At 69.9% G+C, this 11252-nt stretch carries 4 protein-coding genes and 1 pseudogene; 4 read left to right on the forward strand and 1 reads right to left on the reverse strand.

Annotated elements, in window-relative coordinates:
• The first annotated feature begins 253 nt into the window (after positions 1–253).
• Positions 254–3100 carry a preprotein translocase subunit SecA gene (gene secA, locus QC385_RS35805; protein WP_279545554.1) on the forward strand — a complete coding sequence of 949 codons (2847 nt, stop codon included), beginning with the start codon at positions 254–256 and terminating at the stop codon, positions 3098–3100.
• Between the two features lie 99 nt (positions 3101–3199).
• Here the strand turns inward: secA and QC385_RS35810 are convergent.
• Positions 3200–3862: pseudogene (locus tag QC385_RS35810) on the reverse strand (Rv3235 family protein); the annotation flags it as partial.
• A gap of 571 nt (positions 3863–4433) precedes the next feature.
• On the opposite strand from QC385_RS35810, the gene QC385_RS35815 reads away from it, so the two are divergent.
• The 3 genes from QC385_RS35815 to QC385_RS35825 all read left to right on the forward strand — a co-directional run bounded on the left by QC385_RS35815 (position 4434) and on the right by QC385_RS35825 (position 11146).
• On the forward strand, positions 4434–4949 hold the full coding sequence (locus QC385_RS35815) for a DUF6912 family protein (protein ID WP_279545555.1): 516 nt from the start codon (positions 4434–4436) through the stop codon (positions 4947–4949).
• Between the two features lie 89 nt (positions 4950–5038).
• On the forward strand, positions 5039–5701 hold the full coding sequence (locus QC385_RS35820; protein ID WP_279545556.1) for an HAD family hydrolase: 663 nt from the start codon (positions 5039–5041) through the stop codon (positions 5699–5701).
• A 486-nt stretch (positions 5702–6187) separates the two neighbouring features.
• Positions 6188–11146, forward strand: a complete 4959-nt coding sequence (locus QC385_RS35825) for an NAD-glutamate dehydrogenase (protein ID WP_279545557.1) — start codon at positions 6188–6190, stop codon at positions 11144–11146.
• Positions 11147–11252: the final 106 nt, after the last annotated feature.

An 11252-nucleotide genomic window follows, 5' to 3' on the forward strand; every position in this document is an offset into this window, starting at 1 on the left:
GAAGCGCCATCTGTTTGCTGTGGGTGAGGGCTTGATCACGCTTCGCTTAATTCGGATGGGGGATGCGGCACCATCCGAGGGGCCCGGACGTTGTCCCCTTTGAAGCAGAGTGAAAACGAAACGAAGCAACGGACGGTCGCCGTCACGGCAGGCCCTCCCGGCGCGGTGGGGTCCTCGCATACGATGGCCGTTGCTCAGTGAGTCAAGTGGTAACCGACCGTCCCAGGCCCGACCGGCAAGGAGACCAACCCCCGTGTCCGTCCTCTCCAAGATCATGCGTGCAGGCGAAGGCAAGATCCTGCGCAAGCTGCACCGCATCGCGGACCAGGTCAACTCCATCGAAGAGGACTTCGTCGACCTCTCCGACGCCGAGCTGCGGGCCCTCACCGATGAGTACAAGCAGCGGTACGCCGATGGTGAGAGCCTGGACGACCTGCTGCCCGAGGCGTTCGCCACCGTCCGCGAGGCCGCCAAGCGCGTCCTCGGCCAGCGGCACTACGACGTGCAGATGATGGGCGGCGCCGCCCTGCACATGGGCTACGTCGCCGAGATGAAGACCGGTGAGGGCAAGACCCTCGTCGGCACGCTGCCGGCGTATCTGAACGCGTTGTCCGGCGGCGGCGTCCACATCATCACGGTGAACGACTACCTGGCCGAGCGTGACTCCGAGATGATGGGCCGCGTCCACCGCTTCCTCGGTCTCGAGGTCGGCTGCATCCTCGCCAACATGACGCCGGCTCAGCGCCGCGAGCAGTACGCCTGCGACATCACGTACGGCACGAACAACGAGTTCGGCTTCGACTACCTGCGCGACAACATGGCCTGGTCCAAGGACGAGCTCGTCCAGCGCGGCCACAACTTCGCCATCGTCGACGAGGTCGACTCCATCCTCATCGACGAGGCCCGTACGCCGCTGATCATCTCCGGCCCGGCCGACCAGGCGACCAAGTGGTACGGCGACTTCGCCAAGCTGGTCAAGCGCCTCAAGCGCGGCGAGGCGGGCCAGCCCCTCAAGGGCATCGAGGAGACCGGCGACTACGACGTCGACGAGAAGAAGCGCACGGTCGCCATCCACGAGTCGGGTGTCGCCAAGGTCGAGGACTGGCTGGGCATCGACAACCTCTACGAGTCGGTGAACACCCCGCTGGTGGGCTACCTGAACAACGCCATCAAGGCCAAGGAGCTCTTCAAGAAGGACAAGGACTACGTCATCATCGACGACGAGGTCATGATCGTCGACGAGCACACCGGACGTATCCTCGCGGGCCGCCGTTACAACGAGGGCATGCACCAGGCGATCGAGGCGAAGGAAGGGGTGCCGATCAAGGACGAGAACCAGACGCTCGCCACGATCACGCTCCAGAACTTCTTCCGCCTCTACAAGCGCCACGACCACAACGGCAAGGAAATGCCCGGCCTGTGCGGCATGACCGGTACGGCGATGACCGAGGCCGCCGAGTTCCACCAGATCTACAAGCTCGGTGTGGTGCCGATCCCGACCAACCGGCCGATGGTCCGCAAGGACCAGTCCGACCTGATCTACCGGACCGAGGTCGCCAAGTTCGAGGCGGTCGTCGACGACATCGAGGAGAAGCACCGCAAGGGCCAGCCGATCCTCGTCGGCACCACCTCGGTCGAGAAGTCCGAGTACCTCTCGCAGCAGCTCAGCAAGCGCGGCATCCAGCACGAGGTGCTGAACGCCAAGCAGCACGACCGTGAGGCGCAGATCGTCGCCCAGGCCGGCCGCAAGGGCTCCGTCACGGTGGCCACGAACATGGCCGGCCGTGGTACGGACATCAAGCTCGGCGGCAACCCCGAGGACCTCGCCGAGGCGGAGCTGCGCCAGCGCGGCCTCGACCCCGAGGAGCACATCGAGGAGTGGGCGCAGGCCCTGCCCGAGGCGCTCAAGCGGGCCGAGAAGGCCGTCCAGGCCGAGAAGGACGAGGTCGAGAAGCTCGGCGGCCTCTACGTGCTGGGCACCGAGCGGCACGAGTCGCGGCGCATCGACAACCAGCTGCGCGGTCGTTCCGGCCGTCAGGGCGACCCCGGCGAGTCCCGCTTCTACCTCTCCCTCGGCGACGACCTGATGCGGCTGTTCAAGGCCCAGATGGTCGAGCGCGTGATGTCGATGGCGAACGTCCCGGACGACGTGCCGATCGAGAACAAGATGGTCACGCGCGCGATCGCCTCCGCCCAGTCGCAGGTCGAGCAGCAGAACTTTGAAACCCGTAAGAACGTCCTGAAGTACGACGAGGTCCTCAACCGCCAGCGTGAGGTCATCTACGGCGAGCGGCGCCGCGTCCTGGAGGGCGAGGACCTGCACGAGCAGGTGCAGCACTTCATGGACGACACGATCGACGCCTACGTCCAGGCCGAGACCGCCGAGGGCTTCCCCGAGGACTGGGACCTCGACCGGCTGTGGGGCGCCTTCAAGCAGCTCTACCCGTGCAAGGTCACGATCGAGGAGCTGGAGGAGGCCGCCGGCGACCGTGCCGGGCTGACCGCCGAGTTCATCGGCGACTCCGTCAAGGACGACATCCACGAGCAGTACGAGGCGCGCGAGGCGCAGCTCGGCTCCGAGATCATGCGTGAGCTGGAGCGCCGGGTCGTGCTGTCGGTCCTCGACCGCAAGTGGCGCGAGCACCTCTACGAGATGGACTACCTCCAGGAGGGCATCGGCCTTCGCGCGATGGCGCAGAAGGACCCGCTGGTCGAGTACCAGCGCGAGGGCTTCGACATGTTCACCGCCATGATGGAGGGCATCAAGGAGGAGTCCGTCGGCTACCTGTTCAACCTGGAGGTCCAGGTCGAGCAGCAGGTCGAGGAGGTCCCGGTCGAGGACACCAAGCCGGTGGCCGACCTGGAGAAGCACGACGCGGTGCCGGCGCAGGCCGGTGCCCGCCCGGAGATCCGCGCCAAGGGGCTCGACGCCCCGCAGCGGCGCAACCTCCACTTCTCCGCGCCGACGGTCGACGGCGAGGGCGGCACCATCGAGGGTGACTTCGCCGCCGACGACGAGCCGGTGCGTTCCGAGGCCGACGGCCTCACGCGCGCGGAGCGCCGCAAGCAGGCGCGGAGCCGGGGGCGTCGTAAGAAGTGACGGTCGCTGAGGCACCGTAGCGGCTGAAGGGCCGGGCACCTGAGGGTGTCCGGCCCTTCGGCTTGGTGGATCGGCGGCTGTGCGGCCTGATGCGGTGGCTCAGTCGGACTCTGCGCGGGGTGGGCGGGGGCCGCCGAGTTCCACCGCCGTGCAGCGCCAGCGGAGGTCCTGGCCGAGTTCCAGGCGGAAGGCCATCGCGCGCAGCCGGTCTCCGGCGCCGATGCGGGCGAAGGCCTCGATGGCGCCGGGGCGGGGTTCGAAGTAGCCGATGTCGCGGACGACGGGGCGGGCGCCCCGGGTGCGCAGGGGGCCGCGTTCGGCGAGCCAGGCCAGTTCGTCGTAGGCGCGGCCCCGGGTGTGGCGGAGCATCGAGTGGACGGGGCGGTGGCCGCTGAGGACGGCGAGGAGGAGGTCGGCGAAGAGGTCGGTGGGGAGGGGGTGGGGAACCGGACGGCGGGGATGGCGCGCCGGGACGCGTGGTGCGGTGTCCCGGGAGGCCGGGGCGGTGGTTCGCGGCGCTCTGCGGGGTGCTGTGGCGGTGGCCGAGGGGGACGGCGGGCGGGTGTCCGTGGGGCGGGTGCGGGGCCTCACGGCGCGGGCGGAGCCCGGAGGGCGGTCGTCGGCTGCCGGGGTGCGGGTGGGGCCTCCGCCCGGGGTGCGGGGTGGGGCGGTGCCGCCGGAGGTGCGGGGAGTGGGGTTCGCGGGGGTGCGTGAGGTGGCGGTGCCGTCGGGGCGGCGTGGGTCGCGGCGGGCCGGTGGGCGGCCGTCGGCTGCCGGGGTGCGGGCGGGGCCTCCGCCCGGGGTGCTGAGCGGGGCCGTGCCGCCGGAGGTGCGGGAAGTGGGGCTTCCGGGCGGGCGTGGGGTCGTGCTGCCGGGGGTGCGGGGTGGGGCGGTGTCGCCGGGGGCGCGGGGAGTGGGGTTCGCGGGGGTGCGTGGGGCGGCGGTGCCGTCGGGGCGGCGTGGGTCGCGGCGGGCCGGTGGGCGGCCGGCCGGGCGCTGCTGTGCCCTGGTCATGACCTTGTTCATGGGGTCCCCGTTTCGTGGGCCCGGTGGATACCGGGGAGTAACTTCGGGTTGGTGATCTTGTACGGGGCCGACGGGGGCAAGGGCAAGGAAGCGGGCCCCGGGTGGCGGGCGCCGGAATGTTCACCTATCCGGGTGGCGTGGAGGGCATGGAGCCGGTCAGCGTGGGGATGCGCCGGGTGAATGCCGGGCCTGGAGTTGCCGCGTCCGGCGTCACGGGACGGAACTCAAAAGAGGACGTCCCGCACGTATCCTGAAGGCCCTCCGGAGCTCTCCGACCATGAAACGACCACGAAAGAAGCAGCCAGCCATGCGTGTCTACGTGCCCCTGACCCTCCCCGGTCTCGCCGAGGCGTACAGGACGGGTGAGCTGGGAGCCGGGCCGTTCGTCGCGTACGCCGTGACGCCCGGGCTGCGCGAGTGGTACCTCTCCGACGACATCGAGGAACTGGAGTACGCGGCGCTGAGCCGGGCCGCGCTGGCGTCGCTGCGGCTGCTGGCGGCCGAGCCGCAGGCGCCGCGGCGGCGGGTCGTGGTGGCCGTGGACGTGCCCGACCGGGTCGCGAGCGCGGATCCCGACCGGGGGCTCGACCCGGCGGCGCTGGGGGAGGTACGGGTCGTCGGCGCCGTCCCGCTGGCCAAGGCGGCGTCCGTGCACGTCGACGCGGCGGACGCGGAGGCGGACGTGACGGCGGCGGCCGAGGCGCTGCCCGCGGCGGACGGCGGGGACGACGACGCGCAGTTCGTCGTGGACGGGGCGGAGGACCACGAGCTGCTGTGGTTCGCCACGCAGGAGATCCCGAACCTGGTGGGGCGCGGGGACTGAGCGAGCCGGGGCGGGTGCTCTCGGCGTTCAGGGGGGCGCGTTGAGTCGCCGTTCTCTTGATTGTCAGTGGAGGCGGGTACGTTTTGGGCATGGGGAAGCAGACGGGCGCGCACATTGTCTGGGACTGGAACGGGACGCTGTTCCATGACATCGACGCGATCATCGGGGCGACGAACGCGGCGTTCACCGAGCTGGGGCTGGAGCCGCTGACGCTGGAGAAGTACCGGGAGCTGTACTGCGTGCCGGTGCCGAAGTTCTACGAGCGGCTGATGGGGCGGCTGCCGACCGAGGCCGAGTGGGAGGTCATGGACGACATCTTCCATCGGTACTACGCCGAGCACCGGGTGGCGTGCGAGCTGACGGTGGGGGCCGTGGAGCTGCTGGCGGGGTGGCGGTCGGCCGGGCGCAGTCAGTCGATCCTGAGCATGTACGTGCACGAGGAGCTCGTGCCGTTGGTGCGGGGCTTCGGGATCGAGCCGCACTTCATACGGGTGGATGGGCGGACCGGGCCGTCGGGGGGCAGCAAGGCCGAGCACATGGTGCGGCATCTGGGGTCGCTGAGAGTGGATCCTGAGCGGACCGTGGTGATCGGGGACGCGGCGGACGACGCGGTGGCCGCGCAGCATGTGGGGGCTCGGGCCGTGCTGTACACGGGCGGGTCGCACAGTCGGGCGAGTCTGGAGTCGGTGGGAGTGCCGGTCGTGGACACGCTGGAGGAGGCCGTGGCGGAGGCGGAGCGGCTGGCGGCGTAGTCAGGTGCTCGGCGCTGTCGCCAGATCGGCACCCATGCCTACCGCTGGGTGTAGCGGCACTGTGCAGAACGTCAAACTTCCAGGCCTGGTTTTGTACACATACGGCTCATGACGGGCCCCCTGTGAGGAGCGATAGCCTTGGTGGCGTGATCAGCGCGATAGTTCGCGGGGACGTCGTCGTCCCTGCCCTGCGCCCGGAGAGCACGGACCACATCCGTGACCGGGCGGCGGTCGCTGGTCTTCGCGGGCGGGACGGGGCTTCGAGGACTCCCGGGACGCCGAGCACCACCCGGACCGAGGCGTCGCAGAGAGCAGCCTCACACCCGTGGGGCAGCTCAAGATTGGCTCAGACACCCCCGCTCATCTCACCTTGCGGCATAGCGTCGGAACAGACCGGATACCCCGTGTCACGACGTGACGTCGTAAGCGCAGAGGCCGTACTTCCTTCTACGTCACGCAACGGCGCGCGACAGGAGCCAGAGGACAATGCAGACCAAGCTGGACGAAGCCAAGGCCGAGTTGCTCGAGAGGGCCGCCCGGGTTGCTGAGAACAGCCCGGTCGGGGGGCACCTACCGACCGGGTCGACGGGCGAGGAGACCCCAGACGCCCAGGACGCCCCGGATCGCGAGTCCCTCCTCTCGTTCCTCCAGCGTTACTACCTGCACACGGCCCCGGAGGACCTCACCGACCGCGACCCGGTCGACGTCTTCGGAGCCGCTCTCTCGCACTACCGGCTGGCCGAGAATCGCCCCCAGGGCACGGCCAACGTGCGGGTGCACACCCCCACGGTCGAAGAGAACGGGTGGACGTGCAGCCACTCCGTCGTCGAGGTCGTCACCGACGACATGCCCTTCCTCGTCGACTCCGTCACCAACGAGCTGACGCGGCAGGGGCGCGGGATCCACGTCGTCATCCACCCGCAGTTCATCGTGCGGCGCGACGTCACCGGCAAGCTCATCGAGGTGCTGCCCTCTCCCACGACCGGCCTCGGCGGTCTCCCGCACGACGCGCACGTCGAGTCGTGGATCCATGTCGAGATCGACCGCGAGACCGACCGGGCCGATCTGAAGCAGATCACCGCCGACCTGCTGCGGGTGCTGTCCGACGCCCGTGAGGCCGTCGAGGACTGGGGCAAGATGCGGGACGCGGCGACCCGGCTGGCGGAGGGGCTGCCGGACGAGCCCATCCCCGCCGACCTGCCCGGACCCCAGGTCGAGGAGGCCCGCGAGCTGCTGCGCTGGCTGGCCGACGACCACTTCACCTTCCTCGGCTACCGCGAGTACGAGCTGCGCGGGGACGACTCGCTGGCCGCCGTGCCCGGCACCGGCCTCGGCATCCTGCGCGCCGACCCGCACCACTCCGACCAGGAGAGCCACCCGGTCAGCCCGTCCTTCGAGCGGCTGCCCGCCGACGCCCGGGCCAAGGCGCGCGAGCACAAGCTGCTCGTCCTGACCAAGGCGAACAGCCGGTCGACCGTGCACCGGCCGTCGTACCTCGACTACATCGGGGTGAAGAAGTTCGACGCCGAGGGCAATGTCGTCGGCGAGCGGCGGTTCCTCGGGCTGTTCTCCTCCGCCGCCTACACCGAGTCCGTGCGCCGGGTCCCGGTCATCCGGCGCAAGGTCGAGGAAGTCCTCGAACAGGCCGGGTTCTCGCCCAACAGCCACGACGGACGCGACCTGCTCCAGATCCTGGAGACCTACCCGCGCGACGAGCTGTTCCAGACCCCGGTCGACGAGCTGCGGGCCATCGTCACCTCCGTGCTCTACCTCCAGGAGCGCAGGCGGCTGAGGCTCTACCTGCGCCAGGACGAGTACGGGCGCTACTACTCCGCGCTCGTCTACCTGCCGCGCGACCGCTACACCACGGCCGTCCGCCTGCGGATCATCGAGATCCTGAAGGAGGAGCTGGGCGGCATCAGCGTCGACTTCACGGCCTGGAACACCGAGTCGATCCTGTCCCGGCTGCACTTCGTGGTCCGGGTCCCGCAGGGCACCGAGCTGCCCGAGCTGTCCGACGCCGACAAGGAGCGCATCGAGGCCCGGCTGGTGGAGGCCGCCCGCTCCTGGGAGGACGCCTTCTCCGAGGCGCTCAACGCCGAGCTCGGCGAGGAGCGCGCGGCGGAACTGATGCGCCGGTACGCGCACGCCTTCCCCGAGGGCTACAAGGCCGACCACAACCCGCGCGCCGCGGTCGCCGACCTCGTCCACCTCGAACAGCTGAACGCCGAGGAGGGTGAGGACTTCGCGCTCAGCCTCTACGAGCCGGTGGGCGCCGCCCCCGAGGAGCGCCGCTTCAAGATCTACCGCACGGGCGACGCCATCTCCCTGTCGGCCGTGCTGCCGGTCCTCAACCGGCTCGGCGTCGAGGTCGTCGACGAGCGGCCGTACGAGCTGCGCTGCTCGGACCGGAGCGTGGCCTGGATCTACGACTTCGGCCTGCGCATGCCCCGCTCCCGCAGCGGCGGTGACTACCTCGCCGACGACGCCCGCGAGCGGTTCCAGGACGCCTTCGCCGCCACCTGGACCGGCAAGGCGGAGAACGACGGCTTCAACGCCCTGGTGCTGAGCGCCGGGCTGACCTGGCGCCAGGCGATGGTGCTGCGGGCGTACGCGAAGTACCTGCGGCAGGCGGCGTCCACGTTCAGCCAGGACTACATGGAGGACACCCTCCGCAACAACGTCCACACCACCCGCCTGCTCGTCTCCCTGTTCGAGGCGCGGATGTCGCCGGACCGGCAGCGCGCGGGACACGAGATCGTGGACGCGCTGTTCGAGGAGGTCGACGCGGCCCTCGACCAGGTGGCCTCGCTCGACGAGGACCGGATCCTCCGGTCGTTCCTCACGGTCATCAAGGCGACGCTGCGGACCAACTTCTTCCAGGAGGCGGCGGGCGGCAAGCCGCACGAGTACGTCTCCATGAAGTTCGACCCGCAGGCCATCCCCGACCTGCCGGCGCCGCGCCCGGCGTTCGAGATCTGGGTGTACTCGCCGCGCGTCGAGGGCGTGCACCTGCGCTTCGGCAAGGTCGCGCGCGGCGGCCTGCGCTGGTCCGACCGCCGTGAGGACTTCCGTACGGAGATCCTCGGCCTGGTCAAGGCGCAGATGGTGAAGAACACCGTCATCGTGCCGGTCGGCGCCAAGGGCGGCTTCGTCGCCAAGCAGCTGCCCGATCCGAGCGTCGACCGCGACGCGTGGATGGCCGAGGGCATCGCCAGCTACAAGACGTTCATCTCGGCGCTGCTCGACATCACCGACAACATGGTGGCCGGCGAGGTCGTGCCCCCGGCGGACGTCGTCCGGCACGACGAGGACGACACGTACCTCGTCGTCGCCGCCGACAAGGGCACCGCGACGTTCTCCGACATCGCCAACGGGGTCGCCGAGAAGTACAACTTCTGGCTCGGCGACGCCTTCGCCTCCGGCGGCTCGGCCGGCTACGACCACAAGGGCATGGGCATCACCGCCCGCGGCGCCTGGGAGTCCGTCAAGCGGCACTTCCGGGAGCTGGGTGTGGACACCCAGACCGAGGACTTCACGGTCGTCGGCATCGGTGACATGTCCGGTGACGTGTTCGGTAACGGCATGCTGCTCTCCGAGCACATCCGCCTGGTGGCCGCCTTCGACCACCGGCACATCTTCATCGACCCGAACCCGGACGCGGCCACCTCCTACGCCGAGCGCCGCCGCCTGTTCGAGCTGCCGCGGTCCAGCTGGGAGGACTACAACAAGGAGCTGCTGTCGGCCGGCGGCGGCATCTTCCCGCGTACGGCCAAGGCGATCCCGGTCAACGCCCACATCCGCGAGGCCCTCGGCATCGAGGCCAAGGTCACCAAGCTGACCCCGGCCGACCTGATGAAGGCCATCCTCCAGGCCCCGGTGGACCTGCTGTGGAACGGCGGCATCGGTACGTACGTCAAGTCCTCCACCGAGTCCAACGCGGACGTCGGCGACAAGGCCAACGACGCCATCCGCGTCGACGGCAAGGACCTGCGCGTCAAGGTCGTCGGCGAGGGCGGCAACCTGGGCCTTACCCAGCTCGGCCGGATCGAGTTCGCGCTGCACGGCGGCCGGATCAACACGGACGCCATCGACAACAGCGCGGGCGTGGACACCTCCGACCACGAGGTGAACATCAAGATCCTGCTCAACGGCCTGGTCACCGACGGCGACATGACCGTCAAGCAGCGCAACAAGCTGCTCGCCGAGATGACCGACGAGGTCGGCCAGCTGGTGCTGCGCAACAACTACGCGCAGAACACGGCGATCTCCAACGCCCTCGCCCAGTCCAAGGACATGCTCCACGCCCAGCAGCGCTTCATGAAGCACCTGGTCAGGGAGGGCCACCTCGACCGGGCGCTGGAGTTCCTGCCCACCGACCGGCAGATCCGCGAGCGGCTCGCCCAGGGGCAGGGCCTGACCAGCCCGGAGACGGCCGTCCTGCTGGCGTACACGAAGATCACGGTCGCCGAGGAGCTGCTGCACACCTCGCTGCCGGACGACCCGTACCTGCGGGGCCTGCTGCACTGCTACTTCCCGACCGAGCTGCGCGAGCAGTTCCCGGACCGTCTCGACGGGCACCCGCTGCGCCGCGAGATCGTCACCACGGTCCTGGTCAACGACACGGTCAACACGGGCGGTACGACGTATCTGCACCGGCTGCGCGAGGAGACCGGCGCGTCGCTGGAGGAGATCGTGCGGGCGCAGACGGCGGCCCGGGAGATCTTCCGCCAGTCGCCGGTGTGGGACGGGGTCGAGGCGCTCGACAACAAGGTCGAGGCCGACGTCCAGACCCGTATCCGGCTGCACTCGCGCCGCCTGGTGGAGCGCGGCACGCGCTGGCTGCTCAACAACCGGCCGCAGCCGCTCCAGCTCGCCGAGACCGTCGACTTCTTCGCCGAGCGGGTCGAGCAGGTCTGGACCCAGCTGCCGAAGCTGCTGCGCGGCGCGGACCTGGAGTGGTACCAGAAGATCTACGACGAGCTGACGGACGCCGGCGTGCCGGACGAACTCGCCACGCGCGTGGCCGGGTTCTCCTCCGCCTTCCCGACGCTGGACATCGTCTCGGTCGGCGACCGCATGGGCCGGGAGCCGCTGGATGTCGCCGAGGTCTACTACGACCTCGCCGACCGGCTGCGGATCACCCAGCTCATGGACCGCATCATCGAGCTGCCCCGCGCCGACCGCTGGCAGTCCATGGCCCGCGCGGCGATCCGCGAGGACCTGTACGCGGCGCACGCGGCGCTGACCGCCGACGTCCTGGCGGTGGGCAACGGCACCTCGACGCCCGAGCAGCGCTACAAGGCGTGGGAGCAGAAGAACGCGGCGATCCTCGGCCGGGCCCGCACCACACTGGAGGAGATCCAGGGCTCCGAGGCGTTCGACCTCGCGAACCTGTCGGTGGCGATGCGGACGATGCGGACACTGCTGCGGACGCATTCGTAGCGGTCCGGAGCAGTACGGCGCCCTGGGCCGGTCTCGGCCCGGGGCGCTTTCTTCTTGGCGTGCCTTAGGGCGATTCGAGTGGAGAACTTACCGTTTCCGGCTAAGG

It is taken from the genome of Streptomyces sp. DH10, from assembly GCF_029813805.1.
GTDB classification, from domain to species: domain Bacteria; phylum Actinomycetota; class Actinomycetes; order Streptomycetales; family Streptomycetaceae; genus Streptomyces; species Streptomyces coeruleofuscus.